26 protein-coding genes are annotated in these 22,256 nt (G+C 63.1%); 16 read left to right on the forward strand and 10 right to left on the reverse strand.

Annotated elements, in window-relative coordinates; translation table 11 throughout:
- The first annotated feature begins 21 nt into the window (after positions 1-21).
- The 15 genes from cpaB (AC1DR1_RS06755) to AC1DR1_RS06825 all read left to right on the forward strand — a co-directional run bounded on the left by cpaB (AC1DR1_RS06755) (position 22) and on the right by AC1DR1_RS06825 (position 13,514).
- Positions 22-807 carry a Flp pilus assembly protein CpaB gene (cpaB, locus tag AC1DR1_RS06755; protein WP_476992368.1) on the forward strand — a complete coding sequence of 262 codons (786 nt, stop codon included), beginning with the start codon at positions 22-24 and terminating at the stop codon, positions 805-807.
- Positions 804-2,009, forward strand: coding sequence for a CpaE/TadZ family protein (locus AC1DR1_RS06760; protein WP_476992369.1), 1,206 nt, complete (start codon positions 804-806; stop codon positions 2,007-2,009). Before cpaB (AC1DR1_RS06755) ends, AC1DR1_RS06760 begins: the two co-directional genes overlap by 4 nt.
- Positions 2,006-3,478 (forward strand): CpaF family protein, encoded by a 1,473-nt coding sequence (locus tag AC1DR1_RS06765; RefSeq protein ID WP_476992370.1) that lies wholly within the window; start codon positions 2,006-2,008, stop codon positions 3,476-3,478. Before AC1DR1_RS06760 ends, AC1DR1_RS06765 begins: the two co-directional genes overlap by 4 nt.
- 29 nt (positions 3,479-3,507) lie before the next feature.
- On the forward strand, positions 3,508-4,428 hold the full coding sequence (locus AC1DR1_RS06770; protein ID WP_476992403.1) for a type II secretion system F family protein: 921 nt from the start codon (positions 3,508-3,510) through the stop codon (positions 4,426-4,428).
- 10 nt (positions 4,429-4,438) lie between these two features.
- A complete protein-coding gene (locus AC1DR1_RS06775; protein ID WP_476992371.1) occupies positions 4,439-5,317 on the forward strand; it encodes a type II secretion system F family protein in 879 nt (292 codons plus the stop codon).
- An 8-nt stretch (positions 5,318-5,325) separates the two neighbouring features.
- Positions 5,326-5,538 carry a Flp family type IVb pilin gene (locus AC1DR1_RS06780; protein ID WP_476992372.1) on the forward strand — a complete coding sequence of 71 codons (213 nt, stop codon included), beginning with the start codon at positions 5,326-5,328 and terminating at the stop codon, positions 5,536-5,538.
- Positions 5,539-5,818: 280 nt separating this feature from the next.
- Positions 5,819-6,043, forward strand: a complete 225-nt coding sequence (locus tag AC1DR1_RS06785) for a Flp family type IVb pilin (protein ID WP_476992373.1) — start codon at positions 5,819-5,821, stop codon at positions 6,041-6,043.
- 89 nt (positions 6,044-6,132) lie between these two features.
- Positions 6,133-6,537, forward strand: coding sequence for a TadE/TadG family type IV pilus assembly protein (locus AC1DR1_RS06790; RefSeq protein ID WP_476992374.1), 405 nt, complete (start codon positions 6,133-6,135; stop codon positions 6,535-6,537).
- Positions 6,525-7,547, forward strand: a complete 1,023-nt coding sequence (locus AC1DR1_RS06795; RefSeq protein ID WP_476992375.1) for a pilus assembly protein TadG-related protein — start codon at positions 6,525-6,527, stop codon at positions 7,545-7,547. Before AC1DR1_RS06790 ends, AC1DR1_RS06795 begins: the two co-directional genes overlap by 13 nt.
- Before the next feature lie 42 nt (positions 7,548-7,589).
- Entirely contained in the window at positions 7,590-8,363 is a 774-nt protein-coding gene (gene cpaB / locus AC1DR1_RS06800) for a Flp pilus assembly protein CpaB (RefSeq protein ID WP_476992376.1), read from the forward strand.
- Positions 8,360-9,553: a CpaE/TadZ family protein gene (locus tag AC1DR1_RS06805; protein ID WP_476992377.1), complete on the forward strand. Its 1,194-nt coding sequence runs from the start codon at positions 8,360-8,362 to the stop codon at positions 9,551-9,553. The genes cpaB (AC1DR1_RS06800) and AC1DR1_RS06805 overlap by 4 nt, the downstream gene beginning before the upstream one ends.
- Entirely contained in the window at positions 9,554-11,077 is a 1,524-nt protein-coding gene (locus tag AC1DR1_RS06810; protein ID WP_476992404.1) for a CpaF family protein, read from the forward strand.
- 5 nt (positions 11,078-11,082) lie between these two features.
- The gene (locus tag AC1DR1_RS06815) at positions 11,083-12,015 is read left to right on the forward strand and encodes a type II secretion system F family protein (protein WP_476992378.1); all 933 of its coding nucleotides are present in this window, start codon (positions 11,083-11,085) and stop codon (positions 12,013-12,015) included.
- A 7-nt stretch (positions 12,016-12,022) separates the two neighbouring features.
- Positions 12,023-12,907: a type II secretion system F family protein gene (locus AC1DR1_RS06820; protein WP_476992379.1), complete on the forward strand. Its 885-nt coding sequence runs from the start codon at positions 12,023-12,025 to the stop codon at positions 12,905-12,907.
- A gap of 118 nt (positions 12,908-13,025) precedes the next feature.
- A complete protein-coding gene (locus tag AC1DR1_RS06825) occupies positions 13,026-13,514 on the forward strand; it encodes an Hpt domain-containing protein (RefSeq protein WP_476992380.1) in 489 nt (162 codons plus the stop codon).
- Here AC1DR1_RS06825 and AC1DR1_RS06830 read toward each other — a convergent pair.
- Entirely contained in the window at positions 13,511-14,281 is a 771-nt protein-coding gene (locus tag AC1DR1_RS06830) for a response regulator transcription factor (RefSeq protein ID WP_229992798.1), read from the reverse strand. The two genes, AC1DR1_RS06825 and AC1DR1_RS06830, sit on opposite strands and share 4 nt — an antisense overlap.
- A 210-nt stretch (positions 14,282-14,491) precedes the next feature.
- Here AC1DR1_RS06830 and AC1DR1_RS06835 point away from each other — a divergent pair, with 210 nt between their 5' ends.
- The gene (locus AC1DR1_RS06835) at positions 14,492-15,814 is read left to right on the forward strand and encodes a sensor histidine kinase (protein WP_476992381.1); all 1,323 of its coding nucleotides are present in this window, start codon (positions 14,492-14,494) and stop codon (positions 15,812-15,814) included.
- A 19-nt stretch (positions 15,815-15,833) separates the two neighbouring features.
- Here the strand turns inward: AC1DR1_RS06835 and AC1DR1_RS06840 are convergent, their stop codons facing one another.
- The 9 genes from AC1DR1_RS06840 to map all read right to left on the reverse strand — a co-directional run bounded on the left by AC1DR1_RS06840 (position 15,834) and on the right by map (position 22,120).
- The gene (locus tag AC1DR1_RS06840) at positions 15,834-16,724 is read right to left on the reverse strand and encodes a tRNA pseudouridine synthase A (RefSeq protein WP_476992382.1); all 891 of its coding nucleotides are present in this window, start codon (positions 16,722-16,724) and stop codon (positions 15,834-15,836) included.
- 31 nt (positions 16,725-16,755) lie between these two features.
- Positions 16,756-17,322: a 50S ribosomal protein L17 gene (gene rplQ, locus AC1DR1_RS06845; RefSeq protein ID WP_476992383.1), complete on the reverse strand. Its 567-nt coding sequence runs from the start codon at positions 17,320-17,322 to the stop codon at positions 16,756-16,758.
- A 77-nt stretch (positions 17,323-17,399) separates the two neighbouring features.
- On the reverse strand, positions 17,400-18,410 hold the full coding sequence (locus AC1DR1_RS06850; protein WP_018773683.1) for a DNA-directed RNA polymerase subunit alpha: 1,011 nt from the start codon (positions 18,408-18,410) through the stop codon (positions 17,400-17,402).
- Between the two features lie 133 nt (positions 18,411-18,543).
- A complete protein-coding gene (gene rpsK, locus AC1DR1_RS06855) occupies positions 18,544-18,945 on the reverse strand; it encodes a 30S ribosomal protein S11 (protein WP_476992384.1) in 402 nt (133 codons plus the stop codon).
- Positions 18,946-18,997: 52 nt separating this feature from the next.
- A complete protein-coding gene (gene rpsM / locus AC1DR1_RS06860; protein ID WP_229992794.1) occupies positions 18,998-19,372 on the reverse strand; it encodes a 30S ribosomal protein S13 in 375 nt (124 codons plus the stop codon).
- A 174-nt stretch (positions 19,373-19,546) separates the two neighbouring features.
- Positions 19,547-19,660, reverse strand: a complete 114-nt coding sequence (gene rpmJ / locus AC1DR1_RS06865) for a 50S ribosomal protein L36 (RefSeq protein WP_009358722.1) — start codon at positions 19,658-19,660, stop codon at positions 19,547-19,549.
- A 69-nt stretch (positions 19,661-19,729) separates the two neighbouring features.
- Positions 19,730-19,951 carry a translation initiation factor IF-1 gene (infA, locus tag AC1DR1_RS06870; RefSeq protein WP_009358723.1) on the reverse strand — a complete coding sequence of 74 codons (222 nt, stop codon included), beginning with the start codon at positions 19,949-19,951 and terminating at the stop codon, positions 19,730-19,732.
- Positions 19,952-20,139: 188 nt separating this feature from the next.
- Positions 20,140-21,105, reverse strand: a complete 966-nt coding sequence (locus AC1DR1_RS06875) for a P1 family peptidase (RefSeq protein ID WP_229992793.1) — start codon at positions 21,103-21,105, stop codon at positions 20,140-20,142.
- Between the two features lie 187 nt (positions 21,106-21,292).
- Complete coding sequence (map, locus tag AC1DR1_RS06880) at positions 21,293-22,120, reverse strand: type I methionyl aminopeptidase (RefSeq protein WP_229992792.1); 828 nt, start codon at positions 22,118-22,120, stop codon at positions 21,293-21,295.
- Between the last annotated feature and the right edge of the window lie 136 nt (positions 22,121-22,256).

The following is a 22,256-nucleotide window of genomic DNA, read 5'->3' on the forward strand; positions in this document are numbered from 1 at the left end:
AACTGATTCATTTCTAAAGGGGTGGAAGAATTGAAAGCTCGCCTGCTGGGAGGCATCGCCGCACTCGTTGTGGCCATCATCGGAACAGTTCTGCTTGTGTCCTACGTCCAAGGCGCCGATCGGCGCGCCCTGGCAAACACCGAAACCGCTGAGGTCTATGTGGTTCAAAAAGAAATTGCTGCCGGAACGTCCGCAGCAAACTTCGGTGATTCAGTCGTTAAGAAATCTGTACCCAAGTCAGCGGTGGCAAGTAACAGCGTCACCACCCTGGCTGAACTCGGCCAGAAGGTCTCCGCCGTCGGACTGGTCCCCGGCGAACAGCTGCTGGCCACCCGAATGGTGGACCCGACACAGTTGGTCGGCGCGGGCCGCGTGGCCGTCCCCAGCGGACTTCAGGAAGTCGCGGTCAAGTTGACCCTCGACAGAATCGTCGGTGGCAGCCTGAAGGCCGGCGACACCGTCGGCGTGATTCTGTCCTATGCGGCGAACGACAAGCTGAACGTCCCGGACCAGTCTCAGCTGGTGTTCCATAAGGTGCTGGTGACGGCGGTCCAGAACTCCTTGGGCGCCGTGGCACAGGATCAGTCAACAACGACGACGGAAACCACTTCCGACGGGGCCCTCGGTTCCACGTCAAGCGCCGCGCAGGCCAACGGTGGATACCTCGTCACCTTGGCCCGGCCCTCGATCGACGTAGAGAAGATCGTCCACGCCATCGAGTTCGGCAAGGTGTACCTCAGCAAGGAATCGGCAAGCTCGACGACGACTAACACCGGCGTCATGGAACGCATCAGGGTATTCCAATGAGCCGCTTCGTACTGATCACGCCCAGCGTCGACTTCGAACGAAAGGTCCGCTCCGCCACCGCCGGCATGAGTGGCAGCCTGCAATGGTTCCAGGCAGATTACCTGCCGGAAGGTCCGGACGAATTCCTGAGCAAATTGCTCGGAGAGCCGCCGGAAGTCCTTATCCTTGGCCCCGGTCTGGACTTGGACGACACTCTGAAGCACGCAGCGCTCCTGGACCTTCAGTATCCGGAGATCAGCGTCCTCCTGGCCGCGGAGCAGACCCCGGAGCTCGTTCTGGCTGCAATGCGTTCGGGAGTGCGGGACATCCTTTCTCCCGCGGCCGATAGCAACGGCATCCGGGCGATGGTCGAACGTTCCAGCCTGGCCGCAGCCGGCCGCCGGAGGGGCCTGAACCCAAGCACCGCAGGGTCGCCAGTTGGAGGTACCGGAGGACGGGTCGTCGCCGTTATGTCGCCAAAGGGCGGCGTGGGCAAGACCACCATCGCGACAAACATCGCCGTCGGACTCGGAAAAGTGGCGCCGATGGGGGTCGTCATTGTCGACCTGGATCTGCAGTTCGGGGATGTCGCCAGCGGCCTCTTGTTGGACCCGGAGCATACGATAACGGACGCAGTTACCGGCGCAGCCAGCCAGGACTCCATGGTGCTCAAGACGTATCTTGCGCTGCACTCCGCAAACATCTACGCACTGTGTGGGCCGAGGGATCCCGTGGAAATGGAGGGGATTACGGCGGCGCACGTCACCAACCTCCTGAAGCAGTTGCGGCATGAGTTCCAGTACGTGGTCATCGACACCGCGCCTGGACTCGGCGAGCATGTCCTTGCTGCGCTGGAGCAGGCGACGGATGCCGTCTGGGTGTGCGGCATGGACGTGCCGAGCATCCGCGGGCTCCGCACCGGCTTCCACATCCTCAACGAGCTCGGCCTCATGCCGGAAAGCCGGCATGTTGTGCTGAACATGGCCGACGGCAGGAGCGGGCTCTCCGTCCCCGACGTGGAAGCAACCATTGGTGTGCCGGTCGACATCGCCATACCGCGCTCCCGGACCCTGCCCTTTTCGACCAACAAAGGCGTTCCCATCCTTCAGGACGGCCGCCGGGATGTCGCAGCGAAGGGCCTTCGTCAACTCGTAGAACGTTTCCAGCCGAATTGGCAGGACCGAACACATCGCAAGCTCCACCGAAGGGCGGTAGTCCAGTGAGTCTCACCAGGAGATTTGAACAATTGCGGCACGGCAGCCAGGACGGCGAAACGGCCACGCCGTCGGAAGCCCAGACGAGCCCGGGCGTCCCCTCGACCCTTGGCCGAATTCAGGAAGCCAAAGCCGCCGATGCTGCCAGCGCGGCACTCGTGGTCGAAGAAGTCGGTCCCAACGCCGGCATGGCCAGCGAGGCCCTCCGCGGGCTCAAGGAGCGGGCAAGCTTGGCCCTCTACGAGCGGCTCGGCTCCAGGATCTCGGACTCCTCGATGGATGAATCCGAGCTGCACCAGCATGTCAAGGATGAACTCAAGGAGGTCGTAGATGCGGAGCAGGTCCCTCTTTCCTCGCTTGAAAGGCAGCGACTAACCCGCGAAATCATCGACGACGTATTGGGCCACGGTCCGATCCAACGTTTCCTCGATGATCCCGAAGTCACGGAAGTCATGGTCAACCGACATGACAGCATCTACGTGGAACGGTATGGCCACCTGCAAAAAACAGATGCCAAGTTCAGTTCGGACGAAGCGCTCCGCCGGGTCATTGAAAGGATCGTCTCCAGGGTGGGTCGACGGATCGATGAGTCCTCGCCGTTGGTTGACGCGCGGCTTGCCGATGGCTCGCGTGTCAACGCCATCATTCCGCCCTTGGCCGTCAATGGTCCTTCGCTGACCATCCGAAAGTTTGCTCGCGAAGCCCTCACCGTGAACAAGCTCATCGAGTTCGGCAGTCTCTCCCCGGAAATGGCTGAACTCCTGCAGGCATGTGTCCTGGCGCGAATGAACATCATCGTCTCCGGAGGTACCGGCACCGGCAAGACCACCTTGCTCAATGTCCTGTCTTCCTTCATACCGGAGACAGACCGCATTGTGACTATCGAGGACGCCGTGGAGCTCCAGTTGCAGCAGGAACATGTGGTGCGGCTGGAAAGTCGGCCGGCCAACATCGAGGGCCGCGGCGAGGTTTCAATTCGCGAACTCGTCCGCAACTCGCTCCGCATGCGGCCGGACCGTATTGTCGTCGGCGAGGTCCGCGGCGGCGAATCGTTGGACATGCTCCAGGCCATGAACACCGGCCATGACGGGTCAATCTCCACCGTGCACGCCAACTCCCCTAGGGATGCGGTGGCCCGGCTGGAGACGCTGGTGCTGATGGCCGGGATGGACCTGCCGCTGCGGGCCATCCGCGAACAGGTCGCCTCCGCGGTGAACCTCATCGTGCACATCACGAGGCTCCGTGACGGTAGCCGCCGGGTCACGCACATCACCGAGGTGCAGGGCATGGAAGGCGACGTTGTCACCCTCCAGGACGCCTTTGTCTTCGACTATTCCGCCGGGGTGGATGCCAACGGCAGGTTCCTCGGCAAGCCGGTGCCCACCGGCGTCCGTCCGCGGTTCACGGACAGGTTCGTGGAACTCGGCATTCAGATCTCACCTGCCGTTTTCGGGGCGTATGCTGGGAGTGTCCGATGATCCCCGACGATGCCTCCCCTGCGGTCATGGTGCTGGGCTTGGCGCTGGTCTACTTGGCCCTTGTTATCGTTTTCTGGGTCATCCTGAAGTCTCGAAACGTCATTTCGGCGGAACGGCGCCGGCCGGACAGCGTCGCTCACTCATCCGCCCTGTCAAAGCTGACAGACGCGACGCTGGGCGTGATCGATGCCCGACTCAAGCCCCAGCCTTCGGGCATTCTGTCCCGGCGCCGGCTGGACAGCGCCGGCCTCAAGAAACAGCCCGCGGACTACCTGCTCCTGGCTGGCATCATCACCGTGCTGGCAGGGGTCGTCGGATTTCTGCTGGGAGGTATGTTCCCGGCGATTCTCCTGATCATTGCCGCACCGGTTGGGCTCGCGTTGAGTTTGAACTTGCTCGTCTCGCGCCGCCGGGCAAAGTTCGATGAGCAGGTTCCGGACACGCTCCGGATGCTCGCTGGCGGGATGCGTGCCGGTCATAGCCTGCTGCGTTCGCTGGACGCTGCGGGCCAGGAAAGTGACGCCCCAATGGCGGACGAACTGAGTCGCGTTGTCAACGAGACCCGCATCGGCCGTGACCCCGGCGAATCGCTCCTTGACGTCGCCGACCGCACCAAGAACGAGGACTTCGCTTGGATCGCCCAGGCCATAGAAATCCACCGTGAGGTCGGCGGAGATCTGGCCGAAGTACTTGACCATGTGGGTGAGACCATCCGCGACCGCAACCAGATCAGGCGTCAGGTGAAGGCTCTCAGCGCCGAAGGTCGAGTGTCTGCCCTGGTTTTGATCTCTCTGCCGATCCTGCTCTTCATCGTGCTGCAGTTCATCAATCCGGTCTATGCCAAGACGTTTTCGTCAACGGTTCCCGGATACCTCATGATTGCGGCTGCCGCCGTCATGCTCAGCCTTGGGGCCTTCTGGCTCAGTCGTCTCATCAAGCCGAAGTTCTGAGGAGGAACACATGCAACCCATCGCTATGGCCGCCGTGCTGGCCATCATTGCACCAGTCTCCGGCATGGTCTGGCTGGCCTTCACAGGAGACCGCAACGGTCTGCGGAATATCCGAGCTAACCTGGGGACGAAATCTTCGGGGGCCGCCGCGGGGCGCTCCATGACAGGCGGGCAGATTGCAGCTCTCAGCAAGAAGCTGGCTCCGGTTGGCTACGTTGCCTGGCTGGACAAGCAACTCGCCGGAGCAGGACGGCCTAAGGACTGGCCGCTAGGGCGGCTTCTCATGGTCAAGCCGCTGTTGGCGCTGGCCGGCGCCGGACTGGGCCTGGCTGGCTTCATGGTCGAGCCCTCGGCGCAGCGCATCCTCATCGCTCTTGCCTTCGTCGTCTTCCTCTACTTCGTTCCCGACCTATTAATCCGAACAAAGGCGGAGAAGCGCCGCGAAGCGATCCGCCTTGATCTGCCGAATGCCTTGGACCAGATGCTGATCTCCGTCCAGGCCGGCCTCGGCTTTGAAGCGGCCATGGCACGGAGCGCCCAGAACGGCACCGGCCCACTCGCCTACGAATTCACCCGGACCCTGCAAGACATACAAGTGGGGCGCAGCCGGAAGGATGCCTACCTTGCATTCGCAGGGCGAGTTGATTCAACTGATCTCCGCAGCTTCATCCGGGCCGTCGTGCAGGCCGATGCCTACGGCATCGCGATCGCCAAGGTCCTCAAGGCGCAAGCCCAGGAATTGAGGACCAAGCGTCGCCAGGCTGCAGAGGAGCATGCCATGAAGATTCCGGTCAAGATCCTTTTCCCGCTGATCTTCTGCATCTTCCCCACGCTATTCATCATCCTGATGGGGCCCGCGGTCATGGGCATCATGGCTGCGTTCTCCTAGGAGGAGTCATGGCAAACACTTCATGCGGCCTCCCGGCCTGGTTCCGGAATCTCAGGAGGCTCAGCCCGGATGAGCGCGGCGCCACCGCCACGGAATACGGCATCCTGACAGGGTTCATCGCCATCATCATCGTTGCCGGTGTGGGGGCCTTCGGAACGGCGCTGAATCTCTACTTCGGAGAACTCAGCACAGGAGTAAGAACTGCCCTCGGCATCCCCTAGCAAGCAACTCGCCTCACGGGCAAAGCGCAGCCCGTATCCTGCCATCCAGAACCGGACCCCCTTGGACCCCAGAGCTGAGGGGGTCCCTTCGTGTGCCATCCTCTGAGCCCCGGAGCAGCTTGAGCACAGATTACGCGCAGGAAATCCTCAGGAAATGTGCAGTTAGGGAAGTCTTACCGCAGGATGTGGCAAGCAGCGTAACTTCTGACGAATCGCGTTGCTAGCTTTCTGGCAGAGCTGGCATCTGACCAGCTTCCCTTCGCTCGCTCAGGAGTCCACAATGCTTGCTCTTTACACGAACCTCTCCGTCCGTCTCCGCAGCGATGAGAAAGGCGCAACCGCCGTTGAATACGGCATCATGGTCGCCCTCATCGCTGTTGTAATCATCGCCGCAGTGACCCTCCTCGGCACCACGCTCGGTGACATGTTCGGAGACGTCAAGTGCCAAATCACTGACTCGACAAAGCCGAACTGGGTTGCAGCTACCCAGACCTGCGCAGCGTAATTAGTAGCCCAGGTAGTCAAATTCAGTTCGGCGGCAGCGGCAAACCCGCCGCCGCCGAACTGTCTGAACAGTTTCGATGAGAGGCCGCCATGTCGAGGGCATCCGAACGCGGTGCTGCGGCAGTCGAGTTTGCGATTCTGGCCCCTATCCTGATCATGCTGTTACTCGGCATCATGGAATTTGGCCGGGCCTATAACGTGCAAATCACGCTCTCCAACGCGGCCCGCGAGGGCGTGCGCGTTATGGCCATCAACAACAGCTCGCCCAGCGCCAAAGCAGCGGTCCAGAGCGCTGCCTCTGCGCTCACTCCGGCAATCAAAGACGAAAAGATCGTCTTCAAGTATCAAACGACCCCTGCCACTACACCCGTACTGCCGGCCTGCGCAGCGAACGTTCAGGTCACTTTGACAATTGAGTACACTCTCACGACGATGACTGGAATCGCGGGGCCGTTCGCCATGAAAGGCATAGGGACGATGCAATGCGGCGGATAGCAGCACCGGCTGACAGTGAACGCGGCGGAATCGCGGTTATTGTTGCCCTCCTCATGGTGGTTCTGCTCGGCTTCGCGGCCATCGCCATCGATGTCGCAATGCTCTACTCCGAGCGGGCACAGCTGCAGAACGGCGCCGACTCGGCGGCGCTGATGGTGGCCCAGAAATGCGCCAAAGACGCAGCCAACGAAAACTGCTCCACTGCAGCCCCCCTCGCACCCGGCCTCGCCAACGGCAACGCCCTGGATGGAAAAAGCGGCGTCAAGACGATYGCTCTCGACAAGGTTGCCCGCACCGTCACCGTGACCACCGGCGCGTACGAAACCGGTAGCGCTCCAAATACGGTTTCTCTCTTCTTTGCCAGAGCGCTGGGGATCACCAGCGCCGCAGTAAACGCCAGTTCTTCCGTACGGTGGGGAAGCCCGACTGAGGGCACTACACCGTTCCCTTTGGCGTTTTCGATCTGCCAAGTTTCTGGGATGGTGGACGGCGCAACGCAGCTGCTCCAGAACCACTCCGCGAATGCCAATACCGATTGCCCCCTGGGGCCCGCCGGCAAGACGGTGCAGGGTGGCTTTGGCTGGATCGTCCAGAGCATCGGGCAGTGCGGTGGGTTCGTAAACCTTGCCATCAACCAAAGCGGCAGCGACACCGGTAATGACGGGCCCTCGAACTGCGACGCGACCCTGAACAAATGGGCTGGGGAACTGGCTGCAGGTCGGCCTGTCACATTGCTGCTGCCAGTATATGAGGACGTCAGCGGAACGGGGTCCGGGGCATCCTATGATCTCTTAGCTTTCGCCTCCTTTAGCGTTCAAGGATGGGCGTTCAGCGGCGCGGATAAGCTGCCGATGGTGTATCACAATACATCCTCCGACAATAAGTTGGACTGCAAAGGCAACTGCCGGGGAATTATCGGAAAATTCGTCAACTACGTCTCTTTGTCCGACGGCTACAAGCTCGGCCCGGTCAGTCCCTACGGCGCTACCGTCGTCGAATTGACCAACTAGATCCATGAAGTTCAGCGATTCAATACCCCTCAGGAGCAGTTCGTGAAGTCTCGGTTGTTGGCAGGAGCGGCGGCAGTAGTCCTCGCCATCATCGGCGCATTACTAGTTGTTTCCTACGCCCAGGGCGCGGACCAACGGGCTGTCAAGAACCTTGAGCCTGTGAGCGTCTTGGTAGTCAAGGCAGCGATCCCCGCGGGAACGCCGGTGGAAGCCATGAGCGCTTCCCTCGCTACTGAACAGCTGCCTGCAGCGGCCGTGCCCGCTTCCTCCCTCAAGTCGCTGGATGAGTCCCAAGGCAAGGTTGCCGCAGTCGACCTCATTCCCGGCGAGCAGCTCGTGAAAGAACGGCTGGTGGAACCCGAAAACCTCAGAATCCAAGGGTCGGTAGACATCCCGGCCGGTCTGCAGGAAGTCTCCTTCCAGCTGGAACCTCAGCGCGTAGTCGGTGGGCGTATCGCTCCGGGTGACCACGTCGGAATCTTCATTAACCTGAACGATGGCGGCATCGAGGACAAACCGGAAAAGCAGACGACTCAGCTGTCAATACACAAAGTCTTGGTCACGGCCGTACAGCGGGCTCCGGTGGCCACTCCCTCGCCGCAGACGTCAGCGGAGGGTTCGGCTCCAGCCGAGTATACGTCGCTCCCCACCGGCCTACTGCTCTTGACCGTTGCCGTCAACGATGTCGACGCCACAAAGATTGTCTATGCCTCGGAGTTCAAGGACTTCGCCAGCCTCTGGTTGAGCAAAGAACCGCTTAACGCCACAGAGAGCGGAAAGCCCGGGATCATGACGAAACCTGAGGTTTACAAATGAGCCGCTTCGTCCTGATCACACCGAACGCGGACTTTGACAACCGTTTGCGGCAGGCGGTTGCCGGCGGGCTTCAGGGCGGCGTGCAGACATTCCTGACCCAGGTTTTGCCCGCCGGGCCCTACGACTTGTTCGCGCAGCTGAACCAGGAGCGGCCGGAGGTTCTCGTGCTGGGGCCCGACGTGCCGATCGATGAGGCCCTGCGCCTCGCCACCGTGCTTGACGTCCAGGCCCCTGATCTGACGGTTCTCCTGGTCAGCGAGCCGGATCCCGCTTTCATCCTGCAGGCCATGCGGGCCGGCGTCCGGGACATCCTCAGCCCTTCAGCCGATCCGGCGCAGATGCGGGTGCTTTTAGAGCGGGCGTGCCAGTCCTTCGCCAGCCGTCACCGGACGGATCAGCCTCAGCAGGCGGAAGGAGGCAAAGGCACAGTCATCGGCGTGTTCTCTCCCAAAGGCGGCGTCGGAAAGACCACCATAGCCACGAACATCGCCGTGGGCCTGGGGAAGATTGCGCCCATGAGCGTGGTGATCGTGGACCTGGACCTGCAGTTTGGCGACGTCGCCTCCGGGCTGTACCTCAATCCGGAGCATACCGTCACGGATGCCGTCTCCCCTGCCGCTAGCCAGGACACGCTAGTGCTGAAGGCTTTTCTCACCGTTCACCCGTCCAGCATCTACGCCCTCTGCGCCCCCGTCAGCCCGGTTGAGGCCGATTACATCACCCCCGAACAAATCACCCGTCTGCTGGAGCAGTTGGCGGACGAGTTCCAATACGTGGTGGTGGACACCGCACCCGGCCTGCCGGAAATTGGGTTGGCCGCCATGGAGGCCTGCACCGACGTGGTCTGGGTGAGCGCCATGGACATCCCCAGCGTCCGTGGCCTGCGCTCCGGTCTCGATATCCTCCGTCAGCTGGACATCATGCCGGAAAGCCGGCACGTGGTGCTCAACATGGCCGATCCCAAGTGTGGTCTCTCGGTCCAGGATGTCGAATCCACCCTGGGCGCCCCCGTGGATGTCAGTGTCCCGCGTTCCCGTGCTGTCGCGTTCTCCACAAACCGTGGCGTTCCCGTCCTGCAGGAAGCCCGAAAAGACCCTGCCGTCAAAGGCCTCAACCAGCTCGTGGAACGGTTCAGCCCGGCCGGGCGGACGAAATCCCAGCGTAAGAGTCACCGGCGGGTTGTGGTCTAGCTGAAACTTTCAGAACGCATCCAGGCCGCGCAGGAGAAGACCCAGCCTGCCGCCACGCCGGCCATGGCTGTGGCTTCCGTTGCCGCCAACACCGCTCCCCCGGTTCCGCGCCCGCCGGTCCCCACTTCCGTAGCTGGAACACGCCGGGAACGGCCGGCGGCGCCCGCCAAGCCGGTACAGTCGCCGGGCGCGTCCGTCCAGCACGAAGGTTTCCAGGCCAAAGGACACCAGCCCGTGGACGCTTTTGCCGCGATCAAGCAGCGCGCCGCGACCGCCCTGTTCGAAAAGATGGGGGCCCGGTTCAACGACTCTGCCATCACGGAGGCCGAGCTGCGCAGCACGGCCCGGGAGGAGCTCACCCGCATCATCGATTCGGAGCAGGTCCCGCTGACGGCGGATGAACGCTCCCGTTTGGTCCGGGACGTGGCCGACGACGTGCTCGGCTACGGACCGCTGCAGCGGCTCCTCGACGATCCGGACGTCACGGAAATCATGGTGAACCGGATGGACCAGATCTATGTGGAACGCAAGGGCCAGCTGACGCTCACCGAATCGATGTTCAGCTCCGAGGACCACCTGCGCAAAGTCATCGAACGCATCGTGTCCAAGGTGGGCCGTCGTATCGATGAATCCTCGCCTCTGGTCGACGCGCGACTGGAAGACGGCTCCCGCGTCAACGCCGTGATCCCCCCGCTCGCCGTCGGCGGCTCATCGCTGACCATCCGTAAGTTCAGCAAGGTGCCGCTGACCGTCCGGAACCTGATCGAATTCGGCACCCTCACCCCGGAGATGGCCGAGCTGCTCAACGCCTGCGTCAAGGCCAAGCTGAACATCATCGTCTCCGGCGGTACGGGCACAGGCAAGACCACGCTTCTCAATGTGCTTTCCTCTTTCCTTCCGGCCAACGAGCGCATCGTGACCATCGAGGATGCCGTTGAACTCCAGATCCAGCAGGCCCATGTGGTGCGGCTGGAAAGCCGGCCGCCAAACACAGAAGGCAAGGGTGAAGTCACCATCCGCGAACTGCTGCGCAACTCCCTGCGCATGCGTCCGGACCGCATCGTGGTGGGTGAGGTCCGCGGCGGCGAATCACTGGACATGCTCCAGGCCATGAACACCGGCCACGACGGCTCGCTCTCCACGGTCCACTCCAACTCACCGCGCGACGCCGTCGCCCGCCTGGAAACGCTGGTCCTCATGGCCGGCATGGATCTGCCGCTGCGGGCCATCCGTGAACAGATCGCCTCCGCCGTCAACCTGATTATCCAGATTTCCCGGCTCCGGGACGGCACCCGACGTATCACACATGTCACCGAAGTCCAGGGCATGGAAGGCGACATCGTCACCCTCCAGGATGCCTTTGTCTTCGACTATTCCGCCGGCGTTGACCAGCACGGACGCTTCCTGGGAACACCTGTCCCCACCGGAATCCGGCCGCGGTTCATCGACCGTTTTGAGGATTTGGGCATCCACGTTTCGGCCGGCGTCTTCGGGGCGCCCGTGGCCTCCAGCGGAAGGCACTGACGCTCATGGTCCTGATAATAAGCGTCATACTCGTGGTCGCGGCAGCCGTCCTGGCCGGAGCGACAGTACTCATCCCCCGCACCCCCACCGTGCCRCTGGATCGCCGTCGGCCCTACCGGACCGAATCGGACTCGCAACTGACACGTTTCGCGGGTTCCGCCGTCGAGCTGATCGAGCGCTTCCTGGCAAAGCGGAACGTCCGGTTCTTCAACCGGGAAGCCCTCGAGAACGCAGGCCTGCGCCTGAGCCAGGCGGATTTCCTGTTCCTGGTGATCATCGGTTCCTTCGTGGGCGGACTCGTGGGCCTCGTGGTGGCAGGCCCCCTTCTGGCGATACTCCTGATGCTCGCTGCGCCTTTCCTGGGGCACCTCGTCCTCGGTTTCCTTGCGGGTAAGAGGCGCGCCAAATTCGATGCCCAGCTGGGCGATACTTTGCAGCTGCTCTCCGGCAGCCTCCGCGCCGGGCACAGTATTCTTCGCGCCATCGACGCCGCCGCCAATGAATCCCAGGCCCCCACCTCCGAGGAGATGCGCCGGGTCATCTCGGAGACGAGCCTGGGGCGTGACCTGCTGGCCTCGCTCAACGACACGGCGGAGCGGATGAAGAACGAGGACTTCGTCTGGATCTCCCAGGCCATCCAGATCAACCGCGAAGTGGGCGGCAACCTGGCCGAGGTGATGGACCAGGTGAACGAAACCATCCGCGAACGCAGCGAGATCAAGGGCCACATCAAGTCCCTGGCCGCCGAAGGCAAGTTCTCTGCCTACATCCTGATGGCCCTCCCGCTCGGCATTGTGGCCATGCTGATGTTGGTCAGCCCCGGGTACATGGACAAGATGTTCACCACACTTCTTGGCGGAATCATGGTTGTCGCGTCCGTCATCCTGATGACCATTGGCGGTCTCTGGATGCGCAAGATTATCGACCTGAAGTTCTGAGCCGGCCATGGATCCCTTGATTGTCCTCGCCCTCCTCCTAATCTGTCTGCCGCTCGGCTACCTGGTGTGGACCCTGCTGTCCGCCGACAGGAAGGGCGAGAGGGTGGCCCGGGACATCCTGACTAGGGGAAACCACCGTGCGGAGGAGGAGAAGAAGTCCAGTACAGGCTTCATCGAGAAGATCGGCTACCGCCTCACGCCAGCCGCCTACGTGCTCAAACTCGATCATCTGCTGTCCCTGGCTGGCCGCCCGGCAAACATGCCCCTGGGCCGGCTGCTGGCAGCCAAACCTGCCCTGGGTGTTGTGGGCGGATTGCTCGGACTGTTTCTCAGTTCCATCGGGTCGACGCCGATCATCAAGCTGGTCGGGGTGTTCGTAGTGTTCCTGGGCTACTTCATCCCCGATCTGATGCTCTACAGCAAGGGGCAGGAACGGCAGAAGGCCATGCAGCTGGAGCTCGCCAACACCCTGGACCAGATGCTGATCTCTGTGGAAGCCGGCCTCGGCTTCGAGGGTGCCATGGCCCGCGCCGGCGAGAACGGCAAAGGGCCGCTGGCGGAGGAACTCGTGCGCACCCTGCAGGACATGCAGGTGGGACGCAGCCGCCGCGAGTCCTACCTCGCCCTCGCAGAACGCACCAACATCCCCGAACTCCGGAGCTTCGTCCAGGCAGTGGTGCAGGCGGATACGTACGGCATCGCCATTAGCCGCGTCCTGCGCGTCCAGGCCAAGGTGATGCGCGTCAAGCGCCGGCAGCGGGCAGAAGAGAAGGCCATGAAGCTGCCCGTGATGATCCTGTTTCCGCTCCTCTTCTTCATCTTTCCGGTCCTGTTCATTGCCATCCTGGGTCCCGCCGTCATCAACACGATCGAGACGTTCAGCGGCCAGTAACCCCGGCCCATGGCGCCTTCACGGCAAACCCTCAGGAAGCCATCGGGATAGCCGAAAGGTTTCCGCAGGATCACACGGTGCGCCGGGCATCGGCCAGACCAGGCAGTAGCGTGGGCACATGTCCTTCCAAGGTGCGCCAGATGACGGCGATGCAAACACTGGCTCCTCCGCCGACAGCTCCCCGTCCGGTGCAGGCGTGGCCGCAACGGCGGCCGAAGACGCCAGAGATTCCAACGCCGCGTCCAAAGTGGAGACGTCCCTCGTGGACCCCTCCGCCCTCAAGGAACTCGGATCACAGCTGGACAGCCCTGCAGTGGCCAAAGTATTCGCGAGGGACTATGCAAGGATGTGGGACCATCGCTATCAATCCCTCGCGACGTCCCTTGATAGCGGTGACGAGACGGCCGCGCTGGACGCAGTCCTGAGCCTGAAGACGTCCTCAGCGATGGTCGGCGGCGTCCGTCTGGCCGAGCTCGCCAGAGAGCTTGAGGACGCCATCCGCGTCCGCGACGCTCGCCTGGCGCGGTTGCTCCTGCGTGAAGTTGCAGAGAGTGGAAACGACACAGTGGACGAACTGCAGCTCAGGCACAACCTCGGGGACAGCTAGTCCGAGGCCGGCGTGAGCCGGTACCCAACGCCACGGACCGTCTGGAGCCAACGAGGGTGCAGCGGATCCTCCCGCAGCTTGCGACGCATGTTGCCGATGTGCACTTCGACGGCACGCTCGTCGGATTCACTGATGTAGGCATCCGCGCTGTAATGCTCACCCCGCACTACCCGCACCAGATCGGTCTTCGACCGGACGGCACCCGCCCCCTTCAACAGAGCATGCAGGAGATCGAACTCACTGCGCGTGAGACTGGCAGCAATGCCGTCAACGGTGACCGAACGGGTGTGCGGGTTCAATACCAGGCCGTTGTGCCGGAATTCCGAATCGTGGGACAGGACAACGGCCTTCGACGGAGCCGTTCCCGGGTCCACGGACTCGGCAGCGGGGCCGTCCTGCCGAGGCCGGCGCATCATCGCAGAGACCCGGGCTCGGAGCTCGCGCGGCCGGAACGGTTTGGTCATGAAATCGTCGGCGCCGGTATGCAGTGCGGTCAATGTGTCCAACTCGTCCGTCCTCGCCGTCAGCATGACCACGTAGGCATCGCTGAACTGCCGAATTCGACGCAGGACTTCAAAGCCGTCAATATCGTTGAGGCCAACGTCCAAGGTGACAACATTGGCCTTCTCATTCCGTACGACCTCGACCCCCTCGCGACCGCTCGCTGCGCCGTGGACGTCAAATCCCGCCTGGCTCAACACGGCTTCGACGAGATGACGCACATCGTCGTCGTCTTCCACAACGACGGCGACTCCCAAGTCAGTCATGGCCCCCCCTCACATCTGATGCGGCACCTACCCCCATAGCTGCCGCGTCGGTACTGCTGTGCAATGATGATTCGCCAGCATTGCTAGATTACCTACGCTATAGCGCCAATGACCGTTTAGGCACAGCCACCGCAATATAATTTCGTAACTTGTCAAGTTAGCGTGACGAATGCCGTTAAATTGGAGCAGTGAGGAAGGGGCGCGGCTGCATTGAGTAAACAGCAACTGGTCCGGAACCAGGAAGGTACCTTTGCGGGGTTCCCGCGGCGTGTGCGGGTGGCCCTATGCCAGCTCCCGCTCACGCTGGCGATGACTGCTGTGGTGCTTGCTGCGCCCTGGGGCTGGCCCGGCCTCTTCGAGAGTGGCCTGTGGCGGGCTGCCTTGGCGCTCCAACTGGCACTCTTTATCGCCTGCCTTCTGTTGCCCTGGCAGCGATTCGGGCTGCTCGCTCCGCTAGCAATCCCCGTGCTCGACTTGGCCGCGATCTGCCTCATCCGCACTGACAGCGTCGAAGGCCTGCCGGACCTCGGCATCTTGGCCGTTCTTCCGGTCCTCTGGATCACAGTCTCACGTTTGTCCGGTCCGGCCATCCTCTCGATCAGCTTCTTCGGGCCGTTGCTGACCGGCCTGCCGTGGTTGCTCCACGCCGGCTCCCCCCCGGACCGAATCGCGGCCGCCGTCCTCCTGCCGTTCATCACATTGGCCGTCTCCGTTGTCCTGCGATTCGCGCGGCAGGAGTTGACTGGGCCCTTGGCAACCCAGCTCCACGCCGGCCGTGAACGCGAACGGCTGCTCAATGACGAGGTGTCCGGTCTGATCGATGCCCTGGCGGCCAAGGACGACGTGGTCTCCACCGTCTCCCATGAGTTCCGGACCCCCCTCACATCGATCATCGGCAATCTGGATCTAGCCCTCAGCGACTCGGAACAGTTGTCCGCCCAGGCCCTCCGCCGCCTCGAGGTTGCGCAACGAAACGCCGAACGGCTCCTCGCCCTTGTCTCGGATCTGCTGATGTCCGCCAACTCGGCTGTCCACATCCATCCGCTGAGGACCGATCTGGCGAGCCTTGTGGAGGCGAGCCTCGGTTCGGCCCACGCCCACGCCGAGGCTTCCCAGGTCACGCTCTCGATGGAAGTGCCGGCGCCGCTATGGGCGCACGTGGACCCGCTCCGGATCAACCAGGCACTGGATAACCTCATTTCCAACGCCATCAAATATTCCCCCAACGGGGGCAGTGTGCGCGTCTCCGCCAGCACGGAGGGAGACCGGGTGCTGCTGCACGTGGAAGATGACGGATTGGGGATGACAGCCACCGACGCCGAACAAGTCTTCACGCGGTTCTTCCGAAGCCCGGCGGTGCGGGACGGTTCCATCCCGGGGGCCGGGCTCGGGTTGTCGATCACGAAGGCGATCGTGGAGCGCCATGGCGGCTCCATCTCTTGCAACACGCACCTGGGATCCGGAAGCACCTTCACGCTGGAGCTCCCCGCGGAAGGCGCCGCGCCGGCTTACTCGCAGCAGGCATTCCCGTAGCCGCACTCCCGCTCTGGATCTACGCGCGCATGGCCCGGGTCAGTTCGGCCCTGGCCAGCATGCCGCTCTCAGTTGGGTAAGCCACTTCCTCAAGCACCAGCGGATGCGGGGCTGCCAGCACGGAGCGGGCGTCGCGCTGCCGGGCGAGGAGCCGCTCATAGAGCCAGCCCGGGGCCTCCACGCCCTCCCCCACGTACAACGCCGAGCCCACCAGGGAGCGGACCATGTTGTGGCAGAACGCATCGGCCTGGACGGTGGCGACAATTACCCCATCGCTGCCGCGGGCGAATTCGAAGCGCTGCAGTTCGCGGATGGTCGTGGCGCCCTCGCGTGGCTTGCAGTACGAGCGGAAATCCTGCAGCCCGAGCAACGGTGCCGCGCCCTCGTTGAGGAGCCCGACATCGAGCCGTTCCTTATGCCACAAGGTCGAGGCGCGTCCCAGCGGATCCCACAACGCCGGGCCGTCCGCGATCCGGTAGGAATATCGGCGCCAGAGAGCGGAGAAGCGGGCGTCGAAGCCAACGGGGGCCAGGCTCACGCTGTGCACCTCGATCGCCCCGCTTAGCTCGCCCAGGCCCCGGCTCAAGGCGCCACGGATGCGGCGCAGCAGGGCAACGGCGGGATCCAATTCAGCGCCCCGGTTCAAGCCCAGCCACTCCGCCTCGCGGAGGTCGAGGTGGACCACCTGGCCGCGGGCATGCACGCCGGCATCGGTGCGGCCGGCGACCGTGACTCGGATGGCGCGGCGGATCAGCAGTTCCAGGGCCTCCTCCAGGACGCCCTGGACGGTGCGCAGTCCCGGCTGGACAGCCCACCCGCTAAACGGTCCGCCGTCGTAGGCCACATCCATCCGGATACGCAAAAACCCGCCGCCCCCCAAGACGGGGGCAGCGGGTTTGAGCTCGTTCATAGACTTAAGTCTATAAGAAGGTTTTAGCGAATTACTTCGCGTCCTTCTCGGACTCAGCAGGTGCTTCCTCAGCAGCCGGAGCCTCTTCGGTAGCTGCAGCTTCAGTCTCAGTGACCTCAGCCTCAGGAGCCTCTTCGGTCTCGGCAACCGGAGCTGCTTCGGCCTTCTCGGCGTCCTTCTTGTCTGCATCGCGCTTGGCGGCGGAGGTAGCCTCGGCTACGACTGCCTGCTTCGCGGAAACCGGCTCGAGAACCAGTTCGATGACAGCCATGGGAGCGTTGTCGCCCTTGCGGTTGCCGATCTTGGTGATGCGGGTGTAGCCGCCATCGCGGTTCTCCACTGCCTGTGCAATGTCGGTGAACAGCTCGTGGACGACGCCCTTGTTGCTGATCAGGCCGAGTACACGACGGCGGGAAGCGAGGTCGCCGCGCTTGGCGAAAGTCACCAGGCGCTCGGCGTACGGCTTCAGGCGCTTGGCCTTGGTCACCGTGGTGGTGATCCGCTTGTGCTCGAAAAGTGCGGCGGACAGGTTCGCGAGCATAAGACGCTCGTGAGCCGCTCCGCCTCCGAGGCGCGGACCCTTAGCGGGGGTAGGCATTATAGTTTCTCCTCATATGGAAGCCGTTGGGCTGCGCACACCAGGGTGCATCCAGCCAGCCGGCCAAGATCTGTTGGTTAGAGCTCGTCGTCGCTGAACGCGGCGTCGTCCTCTTCGATGGCTGCGGCACGTGCTGCGAGATCGAAACCGGGAGGGGAGTCCTTGAGGGACAGGCCCAGTTCGACCAGCTTGGCCTTGACCTCATCGATGGACTTCGCACCGAAGTTGCGGATGTCCATGAGGTCAGCCTCGGAGCGGGCAACGAGTTCACCCACGGTGTGGATGCCCTCACGCTTGAGGCAGTTGTAGGAACGGACCGTCAGGTCCAGATCCTCGATCGGCAGGGCCATGTCGGCTGCCAGGGCAGCGTCCGTCGGCGACGGGCCGATCTCGATACCTTCAGCTGCGGTGTTCAGCTCGCGGGCCAGACCGAACAGTTCCACCAGGGTGGTACCTGCCGAAGCAACGGCGTCGCGCGGGGCGATTGCCTGCTTGGTCTCGACGTCGACAATGAGCTTGTCGAAGTCAGTGCGCTGCTCAACACGGGTAGCTTCCACGCGGAAAGTAACCTTCAGGACCGGCGAGTAGATCGAGTCGACCGGGATGCGGCCGATCTCGGAGTCGCCGGACTTGTTCTGAGCTGCCGAAACGTAGCCGCGACCGCGCTCGATGGTCAGTTCGAGTTCGAACTTGCCCTTCGAGTTCAGCGTGGCAATGTGCAGATCCGGGTTGTGGAATTCGACGCCGGCCGGCGGAGCAATGTCCGCGGCGGTGACGACTCCCGGGCCCTGCTTGCGCAGGTAAGCAACAACCGGCTCGTCGTGCTCGGAGGAAACCGACAGGTTCTTGATGTTCAGGATGATCTCGGTGACATCTTCCTTGACACCCGGAACCGTGGTGAACTCGTGCAGCACGCCATCGATCCGGATGCTCGTTACAGAGGCACCGGGGATGGAGGAGAGCAGGGTACGGCGGAGGGAGTTTCCGAGGGTGTAACCAAAGCCCGGCTCCAGCGGTTCGATGATGAACCGGGAGCGGTTTTCGGAGACGACCTCTTCGGAGAGGGTGGGGCGCTGTGCAATGAGCACTTAGGTTTCCTTTCGGCGAGCATCCGCTATATGACGCAACACAGGTGGTGGAAAGATCGGTCTGAAGACTCAACGCGGCCGGGCTTGCCCGGACCGGTGAGGGTCCGGGCAAGCTCCTGGGCGCTGGAAAGCCTTAGACGCGGYGGCGCTTCGGCGGACGGCAGCCGTTGTGGGCGCTGGGGGTGACGTCCTGGATGGAGCCAACCTCGAGGCCAGCGGCCTGCAGCGAGCGGATGGCGGTTTCGCGTCCGGAACCCGGTCCCTTGACGAACACGTCAACCTTGCGCATGCCGTGCTCCTGTGCACGCTTTGCGGCGGCTTCGGCGGCCATCTGGGCAGCGAACGGGGTGGACTTACGCGAGCCCTTGAAGCCAACCTCACCGGACGAAGCCCAGGAGATGACAGCACCGTTCGGGTCCGTGATGGACACGATGGTGTTGTTAAAGGTGCTCTTGATGTGCGCCTGGCCCAGCGCGATATTCTTCTTGTCCTTCTTACGCGGCTTGCGAACCGCGCCACGAGTCTTCGGGGGCATTTTTTCTCCTACAGAAAGTTATTGGGGGAAAGCCTCGTTAATCCCTCAGGGATTAACGGGCCTTCTTCTTGCCTGCGACGGTGCGCTTCGGACCCTTGCGGGTACGTGCGTTCGTCTTCGTACGCTGTCCGCGCACTGGCAGGCCCTTGCGGTGGCGAATACCTTCGTAGCTGCCGATTTCAACCTTGCGGCGGATATCAGCGGCCACTTCGCGGCGAAGGTCACCCTCAACCTTGTAGTTGCCTTCAATGTAGTCACGCAGCTCAACCAGCTGTGCGTCGGTCAGGTCCTTGACCCGAACGTCAGCACTGATGCCGGTGGCAGTCAGGGTTTCGTGTGCACGGGTCTTGCCCACGCCGTAGATGTAAGTAAGCGCAATTTCCAACCGCTTTTCGCGGGGAATGTCTACGCCAGCGAGACGAGCCATATTGGCAGTACTCCTTGTATAAACCGGAGGTCGTAGGCAGTACACCCGCAGTTTCACTGCGGCCCCAGCCTCCGACCGGGGGTTAGCTGTCCGGGCTCAATACGTCCCAGTTCAGCTTGTGCTGCCTTTATTTACTTGCGTGGGTTAGCAACCCAGGGTTTCCCGTGAGGGAAATTAGCCCTGGCGTTGCTTGTGGCGCGGGTTCTCGCAGATCACCATGACCCGGCCATTACGGCGGATCACTTTGCACTTTTCGCAGATCTGCTTGACGCTCGGCTTGACCTTCATGGCGTTCCTTTGCGTGTTGCAGTTGGTCAGCTGGACCGGCCCTCGGCTGTTGCTCTGGCCGCCCAGTGTTTATTTGTAGCGGTAGACGATACGACCACGTGTCAGGTCGTAAGGGCTCAGCTCCACCACTACGCGGTCCTCGGGGAGGATCCTGATGTAGTGCTGGCGCATCTTTCCAGAGATGTGTGCCAGAACGATGTGCTTGTTGGTGAGCTCAACGCGAAACATCGCGTTAGGCAGCGCCTCGGTCACAACGCCCTCGATCTCAATGACCCCGTCCTTCTTGGCCATACCCTCCGCTAACTGTTGTTGCCGCAGCCTCCCGGTTTGCACCGGTCATGACCGCGGACGTTTTTGATTGGTTGGTTGGTGCCACCCGACCACAAAAGGGCACAACGGGGCAGACAACCAACAGACAACACTACGCCATTGCGGTCCGATTGTTAAATCCGGAGTTAAATCCGCCTATCGTAGCGCACTCAGCGCCCGTACGCACCTAACGTCCCGGCCGCCGTCGTCACTGCCTCCGCCCGCGAGATCCCGTCAAGGATGGCAAGCCGGACGACGTCGGCGGCCGCGCTCTGCAGTGTAATGAGGCTGATCTGCCGGGCCGTCTGGGTGCTGCGGTCCAGCGCGACGGCGCCCGTCGCCAGGGCGAACACGGTGTCGCCGTCGGCGAGGGTGTGGCTAGGCGCCAGCGCCCGGGCCAGTCCGGCATGGGCCGCCGAGGCCGTCCGCTTACAGTCCGCCTTGTCCAGGACGGCATCGGTGGCGACGACAACGAGGGTGGTGTTGAGCGGGGGCGGTGCTTGCGACGGCGCCGGCTCGGAGACTTGCGCGGCTTTCGCCGCATCAGGCGAAGTGCCAAATGGGAGTCCCAGCGCATTGACTACCGCAATGGCGCCAACGGTCACCCCGTTCTCCAGGGTGATGGAGGCTGTGCCTACTCCCCCTTTGTAGGTTCCCCGGCCGATTGCTGCTCCCGTGCCGGCGCCGACATTGCCGCGTTCGACGTCGTGCCCTTCCGGCTGCGCGGCGGCGGCGGCGGTCGCCGCGTAGCCCATCGCCTCGTCGGGGCGGGCGGAGAAATCGCCGCCGCGGCCCAGATCGAAAATTGCGGCCGCCGGCACGATCGGAACGAGCCCGCCGGGGACGGGAAAGCCTCGGCCGTTCTCCTCGCACCAGCGCTGGGCACCGTGCGCCGCGGCGAGGCCAAAGGCGCTGCCCCCGGTCAGGACCACGGCGTCCACTCTCGAGGACAGCGTGGTGGGATCCAGCGCGTCCGTCTCATGCGTCGCGGGCCCGCCGCCCCGGACGTCGACCGAGCCCACCGTGCCCGGTGGCGGGAGGACCACCGTCACGCCGCTCAGCCAGCCGTCGCCGGATTTCTGGACATGTCCTATCCGGATCCCGGCGACGTCGGTGATCGCTCCTGTTGCTCCCATGGCTCTATTGTGCGCCCGGGTGCGGGCCACTGCCCGCATCCTTGTCAGCAAGGAAGTCCAGCTCGCAGCCGCCACGTTCCTGAGCTTTGCTGGCGACACGCAAAATCCCTGGCGCTACCGGTATTCCGGTGTCGCCAGGGATTCTGCGTGGATCCAGAAGACTTGCGAGTCGCCGTGTGCAATGGGCCTAGGGGATCGGGACGGGCACGACGCCGAGGGGCGCCAGTTTCGCCGCTCCCCCGTCCGGCGCCGAGAGGACCCAGATCCCCTTCTCGTGCACGGCGACGGAGTGCTCCCACTGGCAGGAGCGCTTGCCGTCAGTGGTGACAACGGTCCAGTCGTCGTCAAGGACGGCGGTGTCGATGCTCCCGCGGACCAGCATGGGCTCTATTGCAAGGCACAGCCCCGGGCGGATTTTCGGTCCGCGGTGGCTGGTGCGGTAGTTCAGCACGTCCGGGGCCATGTGCATCTCGGAGCCGATGCCGTGGCCCACGTAGTCCTCCAGGATGCCCAGCGGCTTGCCGGGAACGGAGGAGACGTAGTCGTCCACCGCGTTGCCGACGTCGCCCACGAATTTGCCGGTGGCCAGGGCTGCGATGCCTCGCCACATGGCTTCCTCGGTGACCTCGGACAGGCGCACGTCCTCGGGATCGGCGGTGCCGACAATCACGGTCCGCGCAGAATCGGAGTGCCAGCCGTCCACGATCGCGCCGCCGTCGATCGAGATGATGTCGCCGTCCTGCAGCACCCGGCCGCCGGGAATGCCGTGGACCACTTCTTCATTCACCGAGGTGCAGATCGTGGCCGGGAATCCGTGGTAGCCGAGGAAGTTGGACTTGGCGCCGGCGTCCTGGAGCACGGCGGCGAAGACCTCGTCCAGCCGGGCCGTGGTGACGCCCGGGGCCGCGGCGGCCACCGCTGCGTCCAGTGCCCGGCTCAGGACAAGCCCGGCCTCGTGCATCGTGCGCATCTGGGCGTTGGTCTTGTATTCAATGCGTGCCTGGCCGAATGCCATCTGTACCTCAATGTTTTCTCTCGCGGTCCGGTGGCGCTTCAACCCGGGCCTCCACCATGGGTCATCAACCCAAGTCTTCAAGCTCTATTCTCCCGCACCGGCACAGTGGCCAGGAACGGGCTGTTGGGCGGGCCCG

This window comes from Arthrobacter sp. P4_F10 (assembly GCF_056401435.1).

Coding starts and splice junctions, on each gene's coding strand:
- AC1DR1_RS06760 (WP_476992369.1), top strand. CDS start 804: ATGAGCCGCTTCGTACTGATCACGCCCAGCGTCGACTTCGAACGAAAG.
- AC1DR1_RS06820 (WP_476992379.1), top strand. CDS start 12,023: ATGGATCCCTTGATTGTCCTCGCCCTCCTCCTAATCTGTCTGCCGCTC.
- AC1DR1_RS06825 (WP_476992380.1), top strand. CDS start 13,026: ATGTCCTTCCAAGGTGCGCCAGATGACGGCGATGCAAACACTGGCTCC.
- AC1DR1_RS06785 (WP_476992373.1), top strand. CDS start 5,819: ATGCTTGCTCTTTACACGAACCTCTCCGTCCGTCTCCGCAGCGATGAG.
- AC1DR1_RS06780 (WP_476992372.1), top strand. CDS start 5,326: ATGGCAAACACTTCATGCGGCCTCCCGGCCTGGTTCCGGAATCTCAGG.
- AC1DR1_RS06840 (WP_476992382.1), bottom strand. CDS start 16,724: ATGAACGAGCTCAAACCCGCTGCCCCCGTCTTGGGGGGCGGCGGGTTT.
- AC1DR1_RS06830 (WP_229992798.1), bottom strand. CDS start 14,281: ATGACTGACTTGGGAGTCGCCGTCGTTGTGGAAGACGACGACGATGTG.
- AC1DR1_RS06775 (WP_476992371.1), top strand. CDS start 4,439: ATGCAACCCATCGCTATGGCCGCCGTGCTGGCCATCATTGCACCAGTC.
- AC1DR1_RS06875 (WP_229992793.1), bottom strand. CDS start 21,105: ATGGGAGCAACAGGAGCGATCACCGACGTCGCCGGGATCCGGATAGGA.
- rpsM (WP_229992794.1), bottom strand. CDS start 19,372: ATGGCTCGTCTCGCTGGCGTAGACATTCCCCGCGAAAAGCGGTTGGAA.
- AC1DR1_RS06805 (WP_476992377.1), top strand. CDS start 8,360: ATGAGCCGCTTCGTCCTGATCACACCGAACGCGGACTTTGACAACCGT.
- infA (WP_009358723.1), bottom strand. CDS start 19,951: ATGGCCAAGAAGGACGGGGTCATTGAGATCGAGGGCGTTGTGACCGAG.
- rpmJ (WP_009358722.1), bottom strand. CDS start 19,660: ATGAAGGTCAAGCCGAGCGTCAAGCAGATCTGCGAAAAGTGCAAAGTG.
- rplQ (WP_476992383.1), bottom strand. CDS start 17,322: ATGCCTACCCCCGCTAAGGGTCCGCGCCTCGGAGGCGGAGCGGCTCAC.
- map (WP_229992792.1), bottom strand. CDS start 22,120: ATGGCATTCGGCCAGGCACGCATTGAATACAAGACCAACGCCCAGATG.
- AC1DR1_RS06790 (WP_476992374.1), top strand. CDS start 6,133: ATGTCGAGGGCATCCGAACGCGGTGCTGCGGCAGTCGAGTTTGCGATT.